The 20,951-nt window shown below is 51.6% G+C and carries 16 protein-coding genes, 1 tRNA gene and 1 riboswitch; of the genes, 3 read left to right on the top strand and 14 right to left on the bottom strand.

What is annotated here, in order from left to right:
* Positions 1 to 47: 47 nt before the first annotated feature.
* A complete protein-coding gene (gene dapF, locus DW769_RS11555; RefSeq protein ID WP_117805222.1) occupies positions 48 to 896 on the bottom strand; it encodes a diaminopimelate epimerase in 849 nt (282 codons plus the stop codon).
* Positions 897 to 1,101: 205 nt separating this feature from the next.
* Between dapF and DW769_RS11560 the strand changes: the two genes are divergently transcribed.
* Complete coding sequence (locus DW769_RS11560) at positions 1,102 to 2,427, top strand: hypothetical protein (RefSeq protein ID WP_117801548.1); 1,326 nt, start codon at positions 1,102 to 1,104, stop codon at positions 2,425 to 2,427.
* 59 nt (positions 2,428 to 2,486) lie between these two features.
* Entirely contained in the window at positions 2,487 to 3,407 is a 921-nt protein-coding gene (gene trxB, locus DW769_RS11565) for a thioredoxin-disulfide reductase (RefSeq protein WP_117510103.1), read from the top strand.
* Positions 3,408 to 3,980: 573 nt separating this feature from the next.
* Here the strand turns inward: trxB and DW769_RS11570 are convergent.
* The 5 genes from DW769_RS11570 to DW769_RS16315 form a co-directional block, all read right to left on the bottom strand.
* On the bottom strand, positions 3,981 to 5,078 hold the full coding sequence (locus DW769_RS11570) for an ABC transporter ATP-binding protein (RefSeq protein ID WP_055220215.1): 1,098 nt from the start codon (positions 5,076 to 5,078) through the stop codon (positions 3,981 to 3,983).
* A 6-nt stretch (positions 5,079 to 5,084) separates the two neighbouring features.
* On the bottom strand, positions 5,085 to 6,146 hold the full coding sequence (locus DW769_RS11575; RefSeq protein ID WP_243001844.1) for a FecCD family ABC transporter permease: 1,062 nt from the start codon (positions 6,144 to 6,146) through the stop codon (positions 5,085 to 5,087).
* A gap of 11 nt (positions 6,147 to 6,157) precedes the next feature.
* Positions 6,158 to 7,522, bottom strand: a complete 1,365-nt coding sequence (locus DW769_RS11580) for an ABC transporter substrate-binding protein (RefSeq protein WP_243002113.1) — start codon at positions 7,520 to 7,522, stop codon at positions 6,158 to 6,160.
* Positions 7,523 to 7,601: 79 nt separating this feature from the next.
* A complete protein-coding gene (locus DW769_RS11585; protein ID WP_118750399.1) occupies positions 7,602 to 11,390 on the bottom strand; it encodes a hypothetical protein in 3,789 nt (1,262 codons plus the stop codon).
* Positions 11,391 to 11,449: 59 nt separating this feature from the next.
* Positions 11,450 to 11,662: a hypothetical protein gene (locus tag DW769_RS16315; protein WP_055267713.1), complete on the bottom strand. Its 213-nt coding sequence runs from the start codon at positions 11,660 to 11,662 to the stop codon at positions 11,450 to 11,452.
* A gap of 7 nt (positions 11,663 to 11,669) precedes the next feature.
* A riboswitch (cobalamin riboswitch) is annotated at positions 11,670 to 11,873 on the bottom strand.
* A gap of 119 nt (positions 11,874 to 11,992) precedes the next feature.
* Here DW769_RS16315 and DW769_RS11590 point away from each other — a divergent pair.
* Positions 11,993 to 13,759 (top strand): DUF885 domain-containing protein, encoded by a 1,767-nt coding sequence (locus DW769_RS11590; RefSeq protein WP_158579821.1) that lies wholly within the window; start codon positions 11,993 to 11,995, stop codon positions 13,757 to 13,759.
* Positions 13,760 to 13,849: 90 nt separating this feature from the next.
* Here DW769_RS11590 and DW769_RS11595 read toward each other — a convergent pair whose 3' ends face one another.
* The 8 genes from DW769_RS11595 to DW769_RS11630 form a co-directional block, all read right to left on the bottom strand.
* Complete coding sequence (locus tag DW769_RS11595; RefSeq protein WP_118750401.1) at positions 13,850 to 15,319, bottom strand: polysaccharide deacetylase; 1,470 nt, start codon at positions 15,317 to 15,319, stop codon at positions 13,850 to 13,852.
* Positions 15,320 to 15,494: 175 nt separating this feature from the next.
* Positions 15,495 to 16,265, bottom strand: a complete 771-nt coding sequence (locus DW769_RS11600) for a TrmH family RNA methyltransferase (RefSeq protein ID WP_055228546.1) — start codon at positions 16,263 to 16,265, stop codon at positions 15,495 to 15,497.
* An 11-nt stretch (positions 16,266 to 16,276) separates the two neighbouring features.
* Positions 16,277 to 16,933 (bottom strand): potassium channel family protein, encoded by a 657-nt coding sequence (locus DW769_RS11605; protein ID WP_118750402.1) that lies wholly within the window; start codon positions 16,931 to 16,933, stop codon positions 16,277 to 16,279.
* A 15-nt stretch (positions 16,934 to 16,948) separates the two neighbouring features.
* Positions 16,949 to 18,334, bottom strand: a complete 1,386-nt coding sequence (locus tag DW769_RS11610) for a TrkH family potassium uptake protein (protein WP_055267718.1) — start codon at positions 18,332 to 18,334, stop codon at positions 16,949 to 16,951.
* A gap of 8 nt (positions 18,335 to 18,342) precedes the next feature.
* Positions 18,343 to 18,882 carry a hypothetical protein gene (locus tag DW769_RS11615; protein WP_118750403.1) on the bottom strand — a complete coding sequence of 180 codons (540 nt, stop codon included), beginning with the start codon at positions 18,880 to 18,882 and terminating at the stop codon, positions 18,343 to 18,345.
* Positions 18,883 to 19,012: 130 nt separating this feature from the next.
* Positions 19,013 to 19,096: transfer RNA gene (locus DW769_RS11620), tRNA-Tyr, on the bottom strand.
* 139 nt (positions 19,097 to 19,235) lie between these two features.
* Positions 19,236 to 19,490 (bottom strand): helix-turn-helix domain-containing protein, encoded by a 255-nt coding sequence (locus DW769_RS11625; protein ID WP_117510109.1) that lies wholly within the window; start codon positions 19,488 to 19,490, stop codon positions 19,236 to 19,238.
* Between the two features lie 48 nt (positions 19,491 to 19,538).
* On the bottom strand, positions 19,539 to 20,747 hold the full coding sequence (locus DW769_RS11630; RefSeq protein ID WP_118750404.1) for an RtcB family protein: 1,209 nt from the start codon (positions 20,745 to 20,747) through the stop codon (positions 19,539 to 19,541).
* Positions 20,748 to 20,951: the final 204 nt, after the last annotated feature.

Consider the following 20,951-nt stretch of genomic DNA (forward strand, 5'->3'; position numbering starts at 1 on the left):
CAGAATATTGCATACTGCTCTTTCGTGCAGACAGAAATCTGCATTTTTCAAATTCGTTCTGCAAGCGTTCCTTCAAAAACGGTCTCGGCCGGGCCGGTCAGAAGGACCTTATTTTTCGTCCGGTCCCATGTAACGAAAAGCCTGCCGCCGCGCAGTTCTACGGCAGTTTCTCCCTCCGAAACACAGCCGGAAAGCATCGCCGCGACGGCTGCCGCACACGCTCCCGTTCCGCAGGACAGCGTTTCACCGCTCCCACGTTCCCAGACTCTCATTTTTATTGTGTGTTGATCTAAAGTCTGGATAAACTCTGTATTGATACGGTCCGGGAAGCAGGAAAGGTGTTCAAAAGCGGAACCGGTCTTTGCAATGGATATTTTTTCCACATCTTCCACCGGAATCACCGCATGCGGATTTCCCATCGAAAGGCAGGTCATCGTATAATTTTCCCCGCACACGGTAATTTTATGCTCCAGCACATATTCCCCCAGAGAAACAACGGGGATCTGTGCGGCGCGGAATTCCGGCGTTCCCATCTCCACTGTCACCTGACAGATCTTATTCGGATTCTCCCCCGTCTGCAGATGAATCACACGGTTTCCGCTGCCGGTTTCGATAGTCAGCGTCGTTTTTCTCGTCAGCCCATGCTCGTACACGTATTTTCCCACACAGCGGATGCCGTTGCCGCACATCGCGCCCTTCGAGCCGTCGGCGTTGTACATTTCCATCGAAAAATCTGCTGTTTTGGATGCCCCGATCAGAATCAGCCCGTCCGCGCCGATGCCGAAATGGCGGTCACTTACCGCTTTTGCCAGCCGTCCCGGACTCTCCACCCGCTCCTCCATGGCATTTACATAGATATAATCATTTCCGCAGCCCTGCATTTTTGTAAAACGCATACACAGCCTCCTCCCAGACTTCTGCCCTTTCCAGTTCCTTACTAAATATGTATTCCGTACCGCGCTTTTGAAAAACCATTTTTCTCAAATCCGCTTCAGACATTGGAAAACGAAGCGGAATGTGATAGAATAGGGGGAACTGATATCGTTACTTACATGAAGTAACTCTCAAATATTTTTAACCATTTATTATGAGGAGGTTTTGATGAAAAAATACCGTTGGGTTTTAACAGCAGTATTTGCCGCTTTCCTCGTGGGAACGAGCGGCTGCGGAAAGAAAACAGAAACGATTCCGATCACAACCATCAGTCAGAGTACCGACGATGACGACCCCAAAGACAATCTGGCGGCCTCCGGCGATTCCGATGAGATTCCGGAATACGATGTGGATCTCTCGAAGAACCTGAACAGTTTTCAGCTTGCCATCTGGGGCGATACATACGAAGTTCCGGAATCCTACGCGGATTTTACAGCGCTTGGCTGGGTCTACAGCGGCGACGACACAAAGGAAATCCAGCCGGAATCCTTCTCAGAGGGCGAAAGCTTTGAAAAGGACGGAAACCAGATTACCGTCGATATTGCCAATCCGGACACCACGGCAAAGCCAGTGGCGGAATGCCTGATCGGAGGCATTCACATCGATACCTCGACCGCTGAGGGTCAGAATATCTATGTCGGCCTGCCGAACGGCGTCACCCTGCAGCAGTCGCTGATGGAGGATGTGGAAAGCATCTACGGTGCGCCAAAGGACCGTTATGAGGCCGATACCTCTGTGCAGTTCACGTATGAATACGGGCTGTACCAGACGATCACGCTCGGCTTCGATAACGAAACGGGAATTCTGTATTCCCTCGATATGCAGAACTTTACGACCACGGCTGATGCAGAAGCGCTCGATGGTGTCAGCGATGCCACAACACCGGAAGTGGAGGCCTACCAGGCACCGGAAGCCGACAGCAGTAAAATCAACGACTGGACCGTCCGCTTTGACGATGTACTCTATCATCTTCCCGTTCCGGTCAGTGAACTTCTGGACCACGACTGGACCGTCAATACGAAAGAGTCCGATACGGCCGTTTTAAACGGAAAATACGGCTACGTCACGCTGGAAAAGGGCGGTCAGAAGCTTTACTGCACCGTACATAATTACGGCGCGGAGGCGACGACAGTACGCAACTGTTTTGTTACTTCGCTGTACGGCGATCTCGATACGACAAAGATTCCGATTTCAATCACAAACGGCATCACGCTCGGCACTTCCGAGAGCGATTTTCTGGCGAAGGCAGGGGATGCCAAATCAGAAAAAACGGAAAAAGAGGATAGTAACCTGACACTCTACACATTCTATAGTGATGACGAAAAGCTGGACTACACTGAAATCGGCATCGACAACGATCTGAAGCTGGTACGCAGCATCAAGGTGGTTCACAACCAGCCGGAAGCGCCGGAAGAAGAAGCCAAAAAAACTTCCGCGGAAGATTCATCTTCCGTTTCCGACAGTCAGGAACCGTCCGAAACACCGGCTCCGTAACGATACTTTCAGAAAAATGGCTGCATGGCAGCTTACTACAGACGAAAACGAGGATTTTTATGGAAAACTTATACGACGTTATCATCATCGGCTCCGGCCCGGCGGGTCTTTCTGCCGCGATTTATGCGAAACGCGCAAAGCTCTCCTCTCTTACGATTGAGGCAAACTTTGCAAGCGGCGGCCAGGTGCTGAATACCTATGAAGTAGACAACTATCCCGGCCTTCCGGGCATCAGCGGCATGGATCTCGGAAGCACGCTGCGCGCACACGCTGAAAAAATGGGCGCGGAATTTTCCCGTGAGCGTGTGAAGGAGCTTGTTCTTGACGAAGAGATCAAGATTGTCCGCACGAGAAAAAATGAGTATCATGCCAAAACGGTCATTCTTGCAACCGGTGCGGAGCACCGCGCGTTAAATGTACCTGGTGAAAAGGAGCTCTCCGGCATGGGCGTCTCTTACTGTGCAACGTGTGACGGCGCATTTTTCAAAGACAAAACCGTTGCCGTTATCGGCGGCGGCGATGTCGCCGTGGAGGATGCGATTTTCCTTGCCAGAACGTGCAAAAAGGTTTACGTGATCCACCGCCGCGATGAACTGCGGGCAGCCGGTGTTCTCCAGGATGCACTGCTGGCACTGCCGAATGTGGAAATGGTGTGGGATACGGTTGTGGATTCCATCGAAGGAAACGAGATGGTGTCCGGCGTGAAGGTAACGAACAAAAAGGCAGGGGAAGCCGGTGTGATCACGGTAGACGGCGTGTTTATTGCCGTCGGCATCGTTCCGGTCTCCGCACTGATCGCAGGCATCGTAGAAACCGATGAGGCTGGCTACATCAAAGCCGGCGAAGACGGTGTGACGAGCGTGCCGGGCGTGTTCGCCGCAGGCGATGTCCGCACGAAGCAGCTCCGTCAGATCATCACTGCAGCCGCCGACGGCGCGAACTGTGTGACTTCGGTAGAGAAATATCTGATCAGCCACTGATGGCTTCTTTCGAATAGAATACGGCAAAAGCAGGCATTCTTCGTATTGTACGGAGAACTGCCTGCTTTTTTCTGTTTTTCCGTAGTTTCTGAAATCTGAAAAACCTTTCATGTCAGTCGTGTAAAACTTTAAAACCTCTTTTTGTCGAAATTGCACAAAGAAACCGGTTTTTTCCCACACGGGCCAATTTTATAAACATCCCGTCCACAAGTTATCCACATAGTTAACCACCGAAAACATGCCTAAAAACAAGTTATACACCGAGTTATCCACATTATCCACGAAAAACGGTGTGGAAAGCATGTGTTTAAATCTTGCGAAATCAGAACGCGTGTTTTGGTCATAACAGAGAAAACCGTTATTTCGCCAAAAGATTTTATAAAGCACTTGACTTTTTAAGTGTCAATCTCTGTTGGTTTTTGACTTGAATTGTGTGAATTTTTCGTACAATTTAATATTACATTTTTCGTGTTCTTTTGCTGTTTTTACAATGGCTGCAAAAAGAAAATCTCCTGTTCGGAAAACGATTGTTTCGTTCCCAGACAGGAGATTTTGATTGGATTTTTCTTTGTTTTACTCTGCCAGCTTTCCAAGCCGCTTTGCTTCTGCCCTCAGCTCTTCGATCCGGCGGTTGCACATGCCCACCGGGACGCCGGTGTCGATGACACGTTCACAGCTCTTCATCAGCTCGCAGGCGCGGGCAAATGCCTCGTCGCTGATCTCCTGGAACGGTGCTTCGGTTACCGTCTCCATCGCCAGAATGCGGGCGAGCTGGTAATCGATATCGTTCGTATACAGGACGCCTGCCGCAAACGGGACATTTTCCTTCTGCAGTTTCCGGAACACCGGGATTCCCGTTCCGCCGCCTGCGAGGACAAAGACGCGCGGTGTTCCCTCCGGCCGCGGCAGCTCGATGCTTCCGAAGCACGGGTCAAACGAACCATTGTCAATCTCGTATAGTTCGCGGATGATATCCTCGCGGAAAATTGTCTCCGGTGCGCCGAAATGGGAAATAGCATCGCCCTTGACGCAGATGATCTTATCTGAAATTTTCTGTGCCAGATCGATCTCATGCAGCGACATGATGACGGTGATGCCCTTCTCCTTTGCCATGCGGCGCAGAATCGCGAGCAGTTCCAGCTTGTGGCGGATATCGAGGAAAGAAGTTGGCTCGTCGAGGATGATGACCTCCGGCTCCTGACAGATCGCACGCGCAAGAAGCACTCTCTGGCGCTGGCCGTCGCTGATGGCGTTGAAATCGCGGCCGCCGAGCTCTTCGGCATGAACGGCGCGCATCGCCTTCTCGACCTTCTCCTCATCCTCGCGGGTCAGCATGCCGAGTCGTCCGGTGTACGGATAGCGGCCCGTTGCCACAATATCGTGGCAGGTCATCAGCTCCGGCTTCATGCGCTCCGTCAGCACAACGGCCATCTTCGTGGACAACTCGCGGAACGAAAGCTCATGCAGGTTTTTCCCGTCAAACTCCACATTTCCGCCGACCAGCTTTAACTGGCGGGTGATGCTTTTCAGAATCGTTGATTTACCGGAACCGTTCGGTCCGATCAGCGTAACGATCTCGCCTTTTTCGATGCCGATGCAGATATCTTTGATCAGCGGCTTCTTATCATAGCCGACCGTCAGGTGGTCCAGATGAAAATAATATTCATTCATATTCTCTTACCCCCTTTTCCGGCGCAGCATCATGAAAATGACGACCGGCGCACCAAAGATTGATGTGACCGTACTGATGGACAGCTCCAGCGGTGCAAACGCCATACGCGCGATCAGGTCGCACATCATACAGAAGACGGCTCCGCCGAGGAACGTTCCCGGGATTACGACGAGCGGACGCGATGTGCCGAGGCTCTGTTTAACGAGGAACGGGACGGCAATGCCGACAAACGAAATCGGACCGGCAAATGCGGTGACGCATGCGGAGAGAATACTCGAAAGCAGAATCAGCGCGATGCGGAATACTTTGATGTTGACACCCATGCTCTGCGCATACGCCTCACCGAGCTGATATGCACCGATCGGTTTTGCCATCAGGAACGTGATGACAAAGGTGATGCCGATCACAGCCGCAGAGATCGCTACGTTGCTCCAGCTCATGCCGGAGAAGCTTCCCTGTGACCAGCCGTGGAGGTTGACGATATCGGAATCCTCCGCGAAGGTGACAACAAAATCCGTGACCGCCGAGCAGATGTAACCGATCATAATACCGCCGACGAGAAGTCCTGCCATATTTTTGATCCGCCGGGACATCAGCAGAATGAAGCTGACGGAGAGAAGGGATCCTAAGAATGCTGCAACAATCATCGTGTAAGATGTGATATTGCGCGCCCGCTCCAGATAAAAGATCATGGTCAGCGCCACGACCATTTTGGCTCCCGAGGAAATTCCAAGAACAAACGGACCGGCAATCGGGTTTTCAAAGAAAGTCTGTAAAAGGAAGCCCGACAGGGACAGAGCACCGCCCAGGATTGCCGCCATCAGAATACGCGGAAGGCGGATTTTCCAGATAATATTGTACGCTTTCCCCTCTCCGGTCCGCCGCAGCAGAATCCGGAAAATTTCCGGAATCGAAATATTTACGTTTCCGGAATTGATATTCAGCACGGTGATGGCGGCGAACGCCAGAATCAGCACCAGGAACACAGCGGCATACCGCGAACGGCGCCGGAAGTTTTCCATATGGAAACTGTTCTCTTTTCCTGTCATATTTTTTTTCTCTGACATACGTTCCTCCATCAGGATAATTTTCTTAAGAATACCATCTGATCCGGATCGCCGCCCGTTACCAGAAGGTTAATGTCGTTGGTAAACTGTGCAATTTTATCGGTTGCCTGATACATGGATTTCTCGGTTGTCCAGACGTTGCCCTCTTTGACTGCTTTGTAATCGGCAAACATGGAATCCTTTGCCAGCAGGTCGTCCAGGGTTTTGACGGTGGAATCGATGCTTGCGTTGTAGATCAGGTAGTCCGCATCTTCGGCCGTATCGTAGAACTGCTCCATCGTGATCGGCACGGATGTTTTTCCGCTGTCGTCCTGGAGATCACGGAAGGCGTTGCGCGCACCGCCAAGCTCGATCATGTTGGAAATGTAGTCCTCCGGGTTCCGCACAACGGCAGCTCCGCTCGTATTAATATAGAAGAAAGCGACCGTTTTTTCGGTATTCTGGAAATCCTTCAGATTTTCCACAACACTTGCCTGATTTGCAAAGAAGTCGGCTGCCTCCTCCTCTTTGTCCAGCATGGCACCGTAGAGTTTGATCCATTCGGTTCTGCCAAGAGGCTGGGATTCGTAGCTGGAACGGTCGATGAAGACCGGAATATCGAGCATCTCGATCATCTCCTGTACCTTCGGGGAATGGAGGATCATCGTGGATTCAATGGCCAGATCACAGTTCTCACTGACCAGAAGTTCGTAATCCGGCTCACTGTATTTTCCGGCGAAGATCATCGTTCCGGCATTCATCGCGTCAACGGCATCCTGTACGTACCAGTTGTCTGCGGTTTCACCGGAGAGACGAATCGTATCGAGGGAGTCGATGGCATCGAACAGCGCCATCGGAGAGGTTGCTGCCATGTAGATGCGTTCCAGCGGCTGATGGATTACAATTACGTCGGAATCGAGGTCATCCGGCGCCTCTTTTCCGTCCGGGACGAGCAGATACTGCGCGCCGTCTTTGACATCGATCAGTTTATAGCCGTCTGTGCAGTAGTATACGTTAAAGCACTCCGCGTAATTCAGGACCATCTTGCTCTCGATGGTGATTCCGGTGATGTCCGGTGCGTCGCTGACATCGTCTGTCGTTGCGAAACCATCCGCGGATGCGGTATCACTCCCGGAGGTGCTGCTCGCAGCAGTGGCTTCGGAGGTGCTTTCACTTTCAGCCGTACTTTCCGAGACGGATGTGCTCTCCGTCTGGCTTTCGGAAACGTCTGCTGCGGATGCTGTGGATGTGCTGCTCTCAGAAACTGCCGAAGTGCCCGACGCGGACGATGTGCTGCTTCCCGTTGATGCGGTGCTGCCGCAGGCCGTCAGTGACATCGCTGCTGCAAGAAAAAGTGCGGCCCATTTTTTCAGCTTTCTTTCGTTTTTTCCTGTCATTTGATATTCCTTTCTGAAAGAAAAAGCCGCTGCCATACGGCAGCAGCCCTTTCTCATTTTTTGCTGCAAATTATTGTACTTATTTATTCTCTTCTGCCTTTACCATCTGCTGGAACAGCTCGTTTGCCTGATCCTCGCATCCGAAGATCACGCCGTAGACTTTCAGCCACTCTGCTTTCGCAAGATCGGTCTTCTCGTCTGCGGAACGGTCAACCAGCATCGGAATGGTCAGGGTTGCCAGACGCTCTGCGGTGTCGGACAGACGCTCATTTTCCTCTTTCAGAAGTTCTTCCGTAGTCTTGTCTTCGTCTGCTTTCTCATCCGTTGTCTTATCGTCTTTATCGTCCTTCTGATCCTCAGCTTTGGTATCTGCGGTCTCGTCGGCTGCATCAGCATCTTCCTCATCTTTTGCATTTCCCGGAAGGAACTCAGACGGAAGAATTGCAAAATCGATTTCGTCTTTTACCAGAGCTTTGTAGTCCAGATCATCGAATGCTCCGTCGAAGGAGATTTTTTTGTCTTCCATTGCTTTTGCAATGTTTTCGATCTGGCAGTCTTTCTGCTCCATGCCGACTGCTTTGATGCTCTCTGCTGCGTCTAACTGCTCATCGAGAAGTTTCAGGGCATCCTCAGATGCTACGTATGTTTTCTCAACCGGAAGCTGGATCACGATCATATCTTTGTCCAGTCCTGCCGGAATCTCAACATCTTTCGGAACGATCAGATATTTGACAACATTGCCTTCGTACAGCTCTTTTGTCTTTTCGGTCAGATCTTTCGCTTTCTCAGTGCTGGTCTTTTTGGAATCGGATGCTGCTGCCGCTTCTTCCTCGTCGGTTGCTGCTGCGGTATCCTCCGCTGCTGCGGTATCGGTATCTTCTGCTTTCTTGTCGTCCTCGTTCTGTTTCTCCGGATCACGCTCGGTATCTTTTGTCATATCGATCTCCAGCAGGGTGATGCCTTCGTCGTAATGATACATCTTGAAGTACTCTGCGTAAGCAAGTTTTGTCTCTGCTTTGTATTCCAGTCCCATGATCTCTGGAGCGGTGGTATCCAACTTGGAGTTATCGGTGCTGATCGTGGAGATTGTTCCGTCTGCTTTTACAAATCCTGTGCTGGAAGAAGTGCTGCCGCCCTTCTTTGCTGCTGCCAAGGAGATGAAGATGTTGTAGGAAATCTCATGGGCAACGGACATTCTGGTGGTCATACCGATGATGGTATTGTTCTTGTTCAGCTCAACCGGAATGGTGAAGATGCTGCTTCCGCCGCTGACATTTGCCATGTATTTATTTCCGTTTGCTTTTACATATCCGTAGTACGGACTGCTGAATGCGATCGTTGCATAAGCCTGTCCGTTCGTTACAGTAATCTTGCTGCAGGAGATGGTTACCTTTCCGGATCCGCCGGAGAAGGAGAATCCGTCTGGTGTGTAAACGCCGTCTGCCAGTGTGGTTGCACTGTCTACTTTGGATGTGCCGCCGCTTAAGTCAGACTCATATTTGGATTCCTGCTCCGGTTTGGTATCGGCCGGTTTCTGGGTCGGTGCCGGAGTCGGGGTGCTGGTGGGTTTTACAACCGGTGTCTCAGATGGAGATACGGTTGGGGTATTGGTCGGAACGAGGGTTGGTTTCGGAGTATCGCCCTTGTTGTCATCCGACGGAAGGTCTCCGGTCTTTTTCAGGCTGGAAGATGCAATCGTGATGGCTCTGTCGTACCATTTGCCGCTCTTTACTGCATGAGCTGCTACAGCAAATTCCTGATCAAGTGCCTCTACCGGGATTTCAAACTGCATTCCGGTTTTGGTTTCACCGTCTAAGGTGTAGTCCACTTTTCCGGTGGAAGCGATCCATGCGCCGCTCTCTGCTGCCGCATCTTTTCCGGTTCCCATATACAGATAATCATAGCCGCTTCCGCTTAAGGTGATAACTGCTGTCATTTTTCCGTTTTTCGCGGTCAGTTTTACGCCGACTACCTTGAACATTGCTGCATTAGTTGTTGCCTCTGCACTGTAAATACCATCTGCTACTTTATTGGTCTCATCTGCCGGAAGATCTGCGGTCTTTTTCAGACTGGAAGATGCAATAGTAATGGTTCTTGCATACCATTTATCCCGTTTTGCAGAATGGGAAGAAACAACAAGTGCCTGATCGAGTGCTGCTACCGGAATATCATACTGCATTCCTGTTTTCGTCTCGCCGTCTGCTGTTGTGTAATCAACGGTGCCGACGCCTGCAATCCATGCACTCTTGTCTGTGGCAGCTGCCTCTTCCGGTGTTCCCATGTACAGATAATCGTAGGCAACACCACTTAACGTGATGCGTGCTTTCATGTCGCCGTCTTTTACGGTCAGCTCTACGCCGACTACTTTGAACATAGCTGCGCCGGTCTCCGCGGTTCCGCTGTAGATACCGTTTTCTACTTTCGCCGGTTCCGGAGTTGGAGTTGCGGTTGGAACCGGAGTCTCACTCGGAGTCGGGGTTGCAGTCGGGACCGGAGTCTCGGTCGGCTCCGGTATCGGAGTTACTTCCGGTGTTTTGCTTCCCGGAACTGCAAGATAAAGCTGCTGTTTGGTGTACCAGGTTCCGTCTTTCTTTCCAAGAACGATCGGAACGGTTGTGCCGGCTTTGTCCGCATCTACTTCAAATGTAAAGGAATAACCGCCGTTTGCTTCCTGCATTCCCTGGATAGCCGGTGTTTTTGCAAGGTCATCGTTCTTTCCAAGATACAGTTTATCAAATGATACGTTGTTTGTTTTCAGTGTAAGAACGAGTTTATCGCCCTTGTTGATCATTGTTGCCTCGGAGATGACGAACATTTTGAATACGCTGCCGTCCTCTTTGGTAACCGGTGCTTCTACACTGGCTGGCTTATTCGAGGAATCCTCACCTGGATTTTCGCTTGGAGTCTCGGTTGGTTCCGGTGTTACCGTCGGGATTGCATCGGTGCTGTGGATCGTAACGGTTTTATCAGCCCATGTTTTTTTCTTGGCTGAGCGAACGGCAACATCCATCTGTTTGTCAAGCTCTTCCACCGGAATTTCAAAACGATATCCGGTCTTTTCTGCACCGGTCTTCGTATCCGTATAGGTTTCGCTTCCTGTCGGAGCAATCCAGCTCTTTTCATCTGCTGCGGCAGCTTCTGCTGCTGTTCCCGTATACAGGTAATCATAGCCGGTTCCACTCAGCAGAATGGATGCTTTCAGTTTTCCATCTTTTACGATGAGTCTGGAAGAAATCACACGGAACATGCTTCCGGTTGCTTCTGCAGAAGTCTCATACTCACCATCTGCCGGTTTTGCTGCTTCCGCTGCTTTTGTTTCTTTCTCCTCGGCTGTATTGGATGCCTCATTTTTGGTTGTTTCTTTTACTTCCGTTTTCGGCTGTTCTGCCGCCGGACTGGTATTCTCTTTTACAGCATCTTTGGTTTCTTCTTTTGCCGGTGTTTCTTTTTCAGCATCCTGGGAAGTCTCATCTGCTGCTTCCGGCTCTTTTTCTGTGGTATCGGCAGTCTCTTCACCGTCTTTTGCAGTGTCCTCTGCAGTATCTTCCGAAGCATCCTCATCTGCGGATGGTGTCTCGGTCTCGTCAGATCCTGCCGGTGTCTGATCCTCTGCAGGCGCGGCCGGTGTTTCCGTCGGCTCTTCTGCCGGAGTCTCTGCAGTGCTTTCACTGCTCTCGGTTTCTGCCGGTGTTGTTTCCGGTTCTGCCATCTCTGCTGTTTCTTCGCTCTGCGGCGCTTCCTCTGCGGCTGCGCTGCTTTCTGTCTGTGCTGCTTTTTCCTGCGTATCTGCTAATACGCTGGCAGTCGGGCTCATGATCATGGACGCCGACAGCAGCAGTGCCAGAAATTTGCTTGAATTTCCTTTCATAACTTCTCCTTTTCTTCGGATATCCTTCGCGCATCTGCTCCGGATTCCGTCTGACTTTTTCAGGCAGCTGGGCGGTGCCTGTCCCCGTCAATGATGTCTCCCTGCAAGTAATCTTGTTTTTGAGGACACATTTTTTCTGCGAAAAGACAAACAGACATCTGCTTTTTCTGCAAAAGAGTTTCTCCACCGAAGCTCTTTTTCGGACGCATGGCGACAAAAAAGCAGATGTCCGATTTTGCTTCGTACATCTTTCCATGAATATATGCTTTCATCGGAAGCGATTCACTAACCTTTCCAGCAGGTTTCCTGACTCGCAGATCTTCACGGCAGCCGCGCCTTCTCATGCGTTTCGCACAATGGCATTTCTGCAGCTAACACTCCCTGCTTACAGTGACCGGATCGCTCAGGATTTCCACCTGATTCTCTTTTACCTTCGCGGATTCTTTTTCAAATCCGTTCCGCACTGAAAAGTCCCTTATTTCATTCGTTACTGATTATAGCAAAGCCGTTTTGGAAAGTCAAATGAAAGGCCACGGAAAAAGCGCATAAAATCAGCATTTTTTACATACTTTATGATAACTGTCCGCACCGGAGCCTATTCTATGAAACCAGCTTCTCTGCACCGCCGCATCCTGTTCCCTCTGCTTCTGTGCGGCGGACTTCTTTTCGCCCTGCTGTTCTGGTATTTTTCCCCGTTCTTTTCCCCTGGTGAGAACCGCCGGTTTTCCGCGTATGTGGAGGAACGGTTCCACTCCGAGGTAACCTCTTCTGCCATCACGCTCCACTATACCCTCGCCGATCCGGCTTCCCGCGGAATTGCCCCCGGCACCGCCTCGTTCGGCACGGTTTCCATCCCTGACCGCACCTCGTATGATGCCCTGCTGCAGAGTGTGGAAACAACGCTCACATCCTTTCATCGAAACCGCCTCTCCGCGGAAAATCAGATCACGCTCGATCTTCTGCTCTACGAGCTGGACTGCGAGAAAATGCCGGGCAGCACCAGCCTTCTTGCGGAACCGCTCGGTCCGTCGCTCGGGATTCAGGCACAGCTTCCCATTCTGCTCGCAGAGTACCCGTTCCGCACACAGCAGGATATCGCCGACTACCTCCATCTTCTGCAGGATCTCCCGCGCTATTTCTCCGACCTCATCGCACTCGAACAGGAAAAATCCCGGCAGGGCGTGTTTCAGAATGACCTTGCGGTCGATGGCATTATCCACCAGTGCAGTGCTTTTCTCGCCGACGCGGATACACCGGAAAGCCATCTGCTCCACACCGTTTTTCAGAATAAACTGCAGGCGTCTTCACTGTTTTCTGAGGCGGAAAGGAATCTCTGTCTGCAGACGCATGAAAAACTCCTTACCTCCTGTGTTTTTCCCGCCTACCGCTCTCTTTCCGATGCGCTTTCTTCACTCCGCGGCAAAGGAACACAGAACGCCGGTGGTCTTTCCCGGCAGGAAGGCGGACTTTCCTACTATGCATATCTTCTCCGCAGCCGCGTCGGTGTTGATGCTTCACCGGAGGAGCTGACCCGCCTTTTAACACAGCAGCTTGCGGACCAGTGTGCCGAAATGCAGATCATTCTCGATCAGAATCCGTCGCTCTCCCTCTCCGAGCAGGCGCTCGTGCTGCCGTTCTCCACGCCGGAGGAAATGCTTGCCGATCTGCAGAATGCCGTTTCTGAAGATTTTCCCGTTCTTTCGGGTATCGCATACGAAGTAAAGACCGTGGATGACTCCCTCAAGGATTTTTTAAGCCCCGCCTTTTATCTCACACCGCCCGCCGATATCAATTCACCCAACTCCATTTACCTGAATCCCGCGGATGAGATGACCGGCATCGAACTGTATTCCACACTTGCCCACGAGGGCTTTCCCGGCCATCTGTACCAGACCGTCTCGTTCTCGCGCTCCGACCCGCTTCTGATCCGCCATCTCTACGCGCCGTCGGGTTATGTGGAAGGATGGGCAACCTACGTTGAATCATATGCCTGCCGCTACGCCGCACGTAATCTCGATGCAAACACGCAGGCGCTCTGCCGTCTCTGGTATCTGAACCGCTCGGTGCATCTTACCCTCTGCTCGCTGCTGGATCTCGGAATCCACAGCCAGGGATGGCTCCTCTCGGATGCGTCAGCCTTTCTGGCGCAGTTCGGCATCACGGATGCGTCGGCCGCTGCCTCTTTATATCAGTATATTCTCGAGACACCGGCGAACTATCTGAAATACTGTGTCGGATCGCTCTCGTTTTCGCAGCTCCTCTCGGAAGTGCGGGAACAGGAAGGTGACTCATTCTCATTGATCGGTTTCCATGAAAAACTGCTCCGTCTCGGGCCTCTGCCGTTTCCGCTCGTAGAAAAATATCTGTAAACGGTTCGCCCTGCTGAAAAAAAGATCCCACAGACTTTCTTCTATAAATAATAGAAAGTTCTGTGAGATCTTTTTCATTTTCAAAATTCTTTAACCTAAATTGTAAAGAGATGGATCTGTCGGCCGCTGCGGATCAATAACAGAGGCAGAATCAAACAGATCGCTTGTTCTGTCCTCGCCGCCTCCGTAGAGGTTCTGGTACAGACGGTATCCATCCAGGTTTCTTCGTCCCATACGCAGGTAATTGTCTCTTACCTGAACGAAATACTGGGAGGAATCTACGTTGCAGTAAATGTTGAAGCCCTGACTCTTTAAGTAAGCAAACTTCTCATTGTCCATCGTGTAATCGTGCCAGTCGGAAAGATCCTGTCCATGTGCAAAGATGATGATATCGCTTCCGCCGATGAGCGGTGCAACATACGTCAGCCATTTCTCGGTATCCGCCTGGATCGTCTCGATCGGTTTGTCGCCGACACGGATATGGCCCCAGGTATGGCTTGCGAATGTCCAGCCGTCTGCTTTGATCGCATCGGCTACTTTTTTCGCCTCCTCGCACTCTTTATCCCAGTCGAAATCCGGGTGTGCATCAAGCCATGCTACCTGATCATCCGTCAGATCTTCTCTCGTCTTGTAATCACCGTCGGTGCGGTATCCGAGGATTCCATCGTAGCCGGTCAGTGCTACGGTTCCGCGCGCATTGTGGTATACGGCATCCGGATGCGCTTCGATAAACTGATCCATCAGCGGGATGCAGTCGTAAGCACCGGTCACAACAGTTCCGTCATCCTGAATGTATTCGCAGGTCGGTTTTCCGTCGTCGCCGACTACCATCTTGCTGGCAATGCCGCGTCCGTCGTAAGAGTGGTAATAGGAAAGGTCATCCAGAGAAAGAACGAATGCTTTCTTGCCCTCCGGCAGGTAAATGTCCCCTTCCTCGTAATGAACGGTTCCGTCATCATCTACGGTCTTTTTCACGAGATCGTTGATCGAAACCATGACATATCCTCTGTCGTACATCTGCTGGGTAATCGCGTTGAACTCATCCACGGTGGTCATCCACTGGCAGAAGCCTGCGGTCTGTGCGTTGTCCTGATAGAACGCTTTCTGCGGATCGACTACAAGAGAATGATAGAAAATGTGGGTTACTTCGTTGATGTTGACGCGCACACAGGCATCTCTCGTGCTGGTGTACTCTGCTACTTTTGTGATGATATCCGCGTCGGTTGCTGCGCCCTCTACGCTCTGGAGCTTTTCAATGGCTCCATCGTAATCGTATGTCTGCGCAAGTGCATCGGCTTCCGCCATAATCTGTGCTTTCGTTGTCGGCGCTTCAGCACTTCCCGTGCTGTCCGACGATACGGAACCGTCCACCTCTGCTGTTTTCTGATCCTCTTTTTCCTGTGCTTTCTGCTGGATTTTTTCTGTTCCTCCGGCCAAAGCCCATATTCCAATGCCGAAGATGACAAGCAGAACACATAGAATTCCTGTTTTGATCATCAGCGCACGCTTCCGCTTTCTTCTTCGGAGCTCCTTTTTACTGATGTTTTTTTTCTCACTCATTTTTCCTTCCTCCCAAAACAGCTTTTGCTTTTCTGGCAAATATTACAGTTTTACCGGACTGACAGAAATTCAGCCCGGACTCTGCTCTTTCTATTTTAGCTCAAAATACCGGTTCTGTCGAGTAGGTTTCCGGCAGGTTAAGAGAAATGTAAGAAAACCGGTAACGCTCTTTCTTTTATGCGCGCTGGCCGTGTGCCTCATACATGAGAACGGCGGATGCAATCGCTGCGTTTAACGACTCCACTTTTCCTTCCATCGGAATACGGATCAGGCACTCGGCGGCCTCTGCCATTGCATCGGTCAGGCCGTTTCCCTCATTTCCGATCAGGAATGCCGTTCCTTTTGTGTAATCCTCCTCGCGGTAGGAATGCACGCCGTGCAGATGTGCCGCGTACGTACAGATCTTCCGCGCTTTTAAGCCTTTTACAAATCCGACCGCATCGTCGACGATCAGAAACGGCATACGGTAAATCGAGCCCATCGTCGAGCGAATCGTTTTCGGATTGAAGATATCCGCGGTACCGCGGCTCATGATGATGCCGGTGACTCCTGCGCCCTCTGCAGTGCGGATGATTGTTCCGACATTTCCAGGGTCCTGCAGATCCTCAAGTACCATCAGAAGCGGTGTCTTTCCGTTGTCCATCACCTCCTCTTCGGTGTAATGCGGCATGCGGATCACACTTAAAACACCCTGCGGCGTCTTCGTGTCGCACATGGACTGGAACACGCGGTCGTCCACTACTTCGTATTCTGTCCCGTCGGACGGCATTTCATGCATTTTGCTGCCGCTCTCAGACACATATACTTTTTTCAGCCATTCCCGCGGCGCTTCCTGGAACATTTTCCAGCCCTCCGCCACGAAAACGTCCTGCTCCCGGCGTTCTTTTGCTTTTTTGTTCAGCGCAATAATGTTTTTTACCTGTGCATTGCTGCTGCTTGTAATCATGAATGGTCCCCTCATTTCCTGTTTTTCATCAATTTGGCAAGTTCTTTGTTTTCGCCGATCAGAATCAGCACTTCCTCTGCGCGGAGCAGCGTCTTCGGATTGACCGTGACACGGATGTCTTCCCCGTCCTTGACGGCGATTACGTTGATACTGTATTTCTTCCGCAGATCCAGCTCCTCGAGGTTATGCCCCGTCCACGCTTCCGGCACGGGAAGCTCTACCATGGAGAACGAATCCGACAGCATGAAGAAGTCCTGGAAGCCGCCGGAAATCAGGCTTTTTCCGAGGCGGATGCCCGTCTCACTCTCCGCCATCACGACGCGGTCCGCGCCGACTTTTTTCAAAATATTGGCATGCATCTGGCTCATGCACTTTGCGATGACGAGCGGCACGCCCGCCTCTTTTGCCTGCAGGGTGGCGAGGATGCTCGACTCCATATTTTCAGCGATGCCGACGATCACGACATCCATGTTGCTGATGCCAAGCGATGCAAAAACACGGCTGTCGGTGATGTCCGCGCGCGCCGCATATGTGACGAGATCGGCGATCTCCTGTACCAGCTCCGGGTCTTTATCGACCGCGAGCACTTCTTTTCCTGCCTGCGCCAGCGTCGTCGCCACGGCGAAGCCGAATTTTCCAAGTCCGATGACTGCGTATTGTTTACTCATGTTTTTTCTCCTCTTTTATCCAATCAGCACCCGCTGTTCCGGGCGCTGGATATCCACATCTTTTCTTCCGCTTCTCCGCCGCAGTGCAATGGCCAGCGTAACCGGTCCAAGACGTCCCATGAACATGACCAGAATTACGATGATTTTTCCCGCCGCCGGAAGTGTCGGCGTAAGCGACCGCGTCAGTCCCACGGTTGCCACAGCGGAAACGATCTCATACAGGCAGTCCAGCAGAGGACTTCCGGTGACAGAGATCAGAAGCACCGTCGCGGTGAATGCCATCGTCAGTGCGAAGAAGAAAATAACGACCGCGGTGCGGATGTTTTCTTCCATGACCTTCCGTCCCCAGACCACGGTGTCGGAATCGCCGCGGATGTAGGATGCGACGACCACGAGCAGAATCGCAACAGTCGTCGTCTTGACACCGCCCGCCGTTCCCATCGGAGAGCCGCCGATGAACATGAGGATCATACTTACCATCGCGGAGCCGTCCGAGAAGTTTGCCTGCGGGATCGTCTCAAAGCCGGCGGTTCGCGTCGTCACGGACTGGAAGAAGGCCGCCATAGCCTTCTGCGCCGGTTTTAAGCTGCCAAGCGAGGATGCGTTGTTCCAGTCCAGCGCGAGGATCAGAAGCGCCCCGCCGAACAGAAGAATGACGGTTGTCGTCAGAACCAGTTTGGTGTGGAGCGTGAAGCCGCGCACGAAGTTTTTCCGGGTCCGTTTTCCTTTTACAAGATCCTGCACGCGCTCCAGCACTTCCCACCAGACCGGAAAGCCAAGGCCGCTTAAGAAAATCAGGCCCATCGTCGTAAAGTTGATGAGAGGGTTCGTCACAAACGGGGCGAACGAGGATTCCCCGACGAGGTCAATTCCGGCGTTGCAGAAGGCGGATACGGAGTGGAACAGGCTGTAGCCGATTCCCTTCCAGAAACCGTATTCCGGCACAAACCAGAAGCTGTAGAAAAAGGCTCCCGCCAGCTCCACCGCCGCCGTGCCGATCAACAGCTTCCGCACAATACCGACGCTGCCCTTTAAAACCGGCAGATTGTAAGTGTCCTGGATCAGTTTACGGCTCTGCAGACTGATTTTCCGGCGCAGGATCAGAAACACCATCGTCAGGCACGCCATGATGCCAAGACCTCCGAACTGAATCAACCCGAGGATCACAATTTTTCCAAAGGTACTCCATGTCGTCGCCGTCGGAACGGTGACAAGGCCCGTCACGCAGACAGATGTCGTTGCGGTAAACAGGGCGTCGAGCCAGTAAACGCTTTTTCCGTCCGCCGCAGAAACCGGCAGGCAAAGAAGAATCGTTCCCAGCAGGATTACCGCCGCAAATCCCAGCATCATAATCCGCTCCGCCGGTGTGTGCCATTTATTTTTGCTTTGTTTTTCGGCCATCGCTCCTCCTATTCTGCCGCTTCATTTTCTGCTTCACTGCTGTAGTAGAACTTTCCGGTCTCACTGTCCGTCACGGTAATATCCGCAAAATATTCCCCGCAGGAACCCTCACACTGGTAATAGACGTCAAACGAAACCGTCATGTCATCTTCTCCTTCCAGGTATTCCGCGTGAACCTGATTTTTCGCGGCCCCCGTCGTTCTGCTCCACACTTTATCATCCGCAAGAAGCTCCTTTTTGATCTTCACAGGAAATTCACTGGATGCAATTTCGTGCTGATTGGACTCGTTTTTGATCCGGTAATAGAAATTCATGTACAGCCCGTCATCTTCCTCATGGAAAAACCAGCCGTAGATATCATCCTCCGCAACAATCGTCGGCTGGATCAGCTCAGCGTTTGTTTTGGTCGTGAATGCATTCATCTCATGCGTAAACTCATTCTGCATCCGGCGATGCTTCATCAGCCAGCTGCCTTCCTTCACACCGGCCGCAGCCACGGCAAGAACGACAGCGCCGATGCAAAGGCCAATGATTTTCTTTTTTGTCATTATTTAATTTCCCCTTTTCTTTTTGAAATACAAAAATAAGATACCCATAAGAACATACTTATGAGTATCTTATCAGTTTGCACATATAAAGTCAACGGAGCCGGGGGAGACTTTCCGCGACCGGTTTGCATGGGCAGAGTTGGACTCGAACCAACGGTGTTTCTATTGTAACGGATTTACAGTCCGCCGCCTTCGCTGCTAGGCTTACCTGCCCTTGTTATGTCTTTATTATATCTCATCGTATGTGGTTTGTCATTCAACCTGCGGTATAATCCTGCGTTTTTTGCGCACCGGGCGGATTGCTTCCCCCCTTCGGGCTTTGCCGCTCCGGCGCGCCGGATCAGAACCGGACTTCATGCACTCGCAAGCACAAGCTCTCTTGTCTCCACAATCACGATCTCATCAATCGACACATTCAGTACCGCTGCCAGCACGACCAGGTTGTCGATTGCCGGCATGGCGGTGCCGTGCTGCCACTTGTAGATTGCCTGCGGGGTGGTGAAACCGAAAATTTCCTGCAGGTCGCGGACGGTAAGGCCTGCCTGCTGCCGCAGTCTTGTAATGTTTCTTCCTGTTGCTTCCATATCAATTGACGGAATTGCCATCATTTTTTCTTCCTCCTTCTTGCGGAGGAATTTTACTGGTTTCCTCCGCCTCTATTCTGATGCTTTGAAATTGTAAACGGGACGCAACACCTCCACGACATCGACCGATGCACGGACTATATCGAGAATGTCATCCAGCGATTTGTACGCCATCGGCGCCTCGTCCAGGGTATGTTCGTTGACGGAAGTCGTATAGATTCCCTCCATGCTCTTCCGGTATTCCTCCAGTGCCAGGGTTTCCTTCGCTTTTTTGCGCGACATCAGCCGTCCGGCTCCGTGCGGGGCAGAATCGTTCCACTCCGGATTTCCTTTTCCGACGGCGAGAATACTGCCGTCGCGCATATTGATCGGAATCAGCACTCGTTCTCCTTTGTGCGCTGCGATTGCGCCTTTTCGTAGTATCATCTCGTTTGTGTCGATATAGTTATGAATCGTGTGGAACGCATCGGTGCCGGTAAGGCCGGTTCGTTCCAGCAGGATTTCCGCCATTTTTTCCCGGTTCCGGCGTGCAAACTGCTGGCAGATCTCCACGTCGTTCAGATAGGCTTCCAGATATTTTCCGGTCAGATAGCAGAGATCCTCCGGCATCTGCGCTTCGTCCGGTTTCCACTGCAGCTGTTTTAACGCCTCCTGGATTTCCTTTCTGCGGCCCTGCTCTTTGTAGGTGCGTATGAGCTCCTCGCGTTTTTCCAGGTACTCGTCATAACCGCGGTCCAGCCGCACTGCCAGATTCTGGTAATACTCTGCCACCTGTTTTCCGAGATTCCGCGAGCCGGAATGGATGACGAGATATTTTGTGCCGTCGGCGGCTTCATCGATCTCGATAAAATGGTTGCCGCCGCCTAAGGTTCCAAGCGACCGCTCCAGGCGTTTTGTGTCTTTTAATTCCCGGCTGCAGGCAAGTGTCATCAGGTCAAAACGTTCCTGTCTCCCCTCCCAGACATTCATGCCGGACGGGATAACATGTGCCGCCTCGTCGATTTTTGCAAAATCAAGTTCGGCTCTTCCAAGATTTACGGTGTACATGCCGCACCCGATATCCACGCCGACGACGTTCGGCACTGCCTTGTCGCGGATGGTCATCGTTGTTCCGATCGTACATCCTTTTCCCGCATGCACATCCGGCATGATGCGGATCCGCGAGCCTTCCGTCATCGGATAATCGCACATGCGTCGGATCTGCTCGATGGCTTCCTCCTCTACGATCCTGGCATAGCAGATGGCTGTATTTACTTTTCCTTTGATTTCGATCTGATCCATTCCGGGTTTCTCCCTTCTCAATTTGTTCTGATATAAAATTTTAATAGAAAAAGCCACCTATCCCATGTGTTCAACATAAGATAAGCGGCTCCTCTTCGTTCGTATCCAGTTGTCTGATGCGGTCGTCTAATTTGATCCTCCCGTATCATATTCCACAGAATCCGTTCTGTCGCTTTTCTCAATTGAACATATCAAAACAAAGCC

Origin of the sequence: Blautia sp. AM29-29 (assembly GCF_003480555.1) — a bacterium.
GTDB classification, from domain to species: Bacteria; Bacillota; Clostridia; order Lachnospirales; family Lachnospiraceae; genus Fusicatenibacter; species Fusicatenibacter saccharivorans.

Bases quoted from the DNA above. Each gene is read 5' to 3' on its own strand.
- dapF (WP_117805222.1), bottom strand. From the start codon at position 896: ATGCGTTTTACAAAAATGCAGGGCTGCGGAAATGATTATATCTATGTA.
- DW769_RS11560 (WP_117801548.1), top strand. From the start codon at position 1,102: ATGAAAAAATACCGTTGGGTTTTAACAGCAGTATTTGCCGCTTTCCTC.
- trxB (WP_117510103.1), top strand. From the start codon at position 2,487: ATGGAAAACTTATACGACGTTATCATCATCGGCTCCGGCCCGGCGGGT.
- DW769_RS11570 (WP_055220215.1), bottom strand. From the start codon at position 5,078: ATGAATGAATATTATTTTCATCTGGACCACCTGACGGTCGGCTATGAT.
- DW769_RS11575 (WP_243001844.1), bottom strand. From the start codon at position 6,146: ATGTCAGAGAAAAAAAATATGACAGGAAAAGAGAACAGTTTCCATATG.
- DW769_RS11580 (WP_243002113.1), bottom strand. From the start codon at position 7,522: ATGACAGGAAAAAACGAAAGAAAGCTGAAAAAATGGGCCGCACTTTTT.
- DW769_RS11585 (WP_118750399.1), bottom strand. From the start codon at position 11,390: ATGAAAGGAAATTCAAGCAAATTTCTGGCACTGCTGCTGTCGGCGTCC.
- DW769_RS16315 (WP_055267713.1), bottom strand. From the start codon at position 11,662: ATGAAAGCATATATTCATGGAAAGATGTACGAAGCAAAATCGGACATC.
- DW769_RS11590 (WP_158579821.1), top strand. From the start codon at position 11,993: ATGAAACCAGCTTCTCTGCACCGCCGCATCCTGTTCCCTCTGCTTCTG.
- DW769_RS11595 (WP_118750401.1), bottom strand. From the start codon at position 15,319: ATGAGTGAGAAAAAAAACATCAGTAAAAAGGAGCTCCGAAGAAGAAAG.
- DW769_RS11600 (WP_055228546.1), bottom strand. From the start codon at position 16,265: ATGATTACAAGCAGCAGCAATGCACAGGTAAAAAACATTATTGCGCTG.
- DW769_RS11605 (WP_118750402.1), bottom strand. From the start codon at position 16,933: ATGAGTAAACAATACGCAGTCATCGGACTTGGAAAATTCGGCTTCGCC.
- DW769_RS11610 (WP_055267718.1), bottom strand. From the start codon at position 18,334: ATGGCCGAAAAACAAAGCAAAAATAAATGGCACACACCGGCGGAGCGG.
- DW769_RS11615 (WP_118750403.1), bottom strand. From the start codon at position 18,882: ATGACAAAAAAGAAAATCATTGGCCTTTGCATCGGCGCTGTCGTTCTT.
- DW769_RS11625 (WP_117510109.1), bottom strand. From the start codon at position 19,490: ATGATGGCAATTCCGTCAATTGATATGGAAGCAACAGGAAGAAACATT.
- DW769_RS11630 (WP_118750404.1), bottom strand. From the start codon at position 20,747: ATGGATCAGATCGAAATCAAAGGAAAAGTAAATACAGCCATCTGCTAT.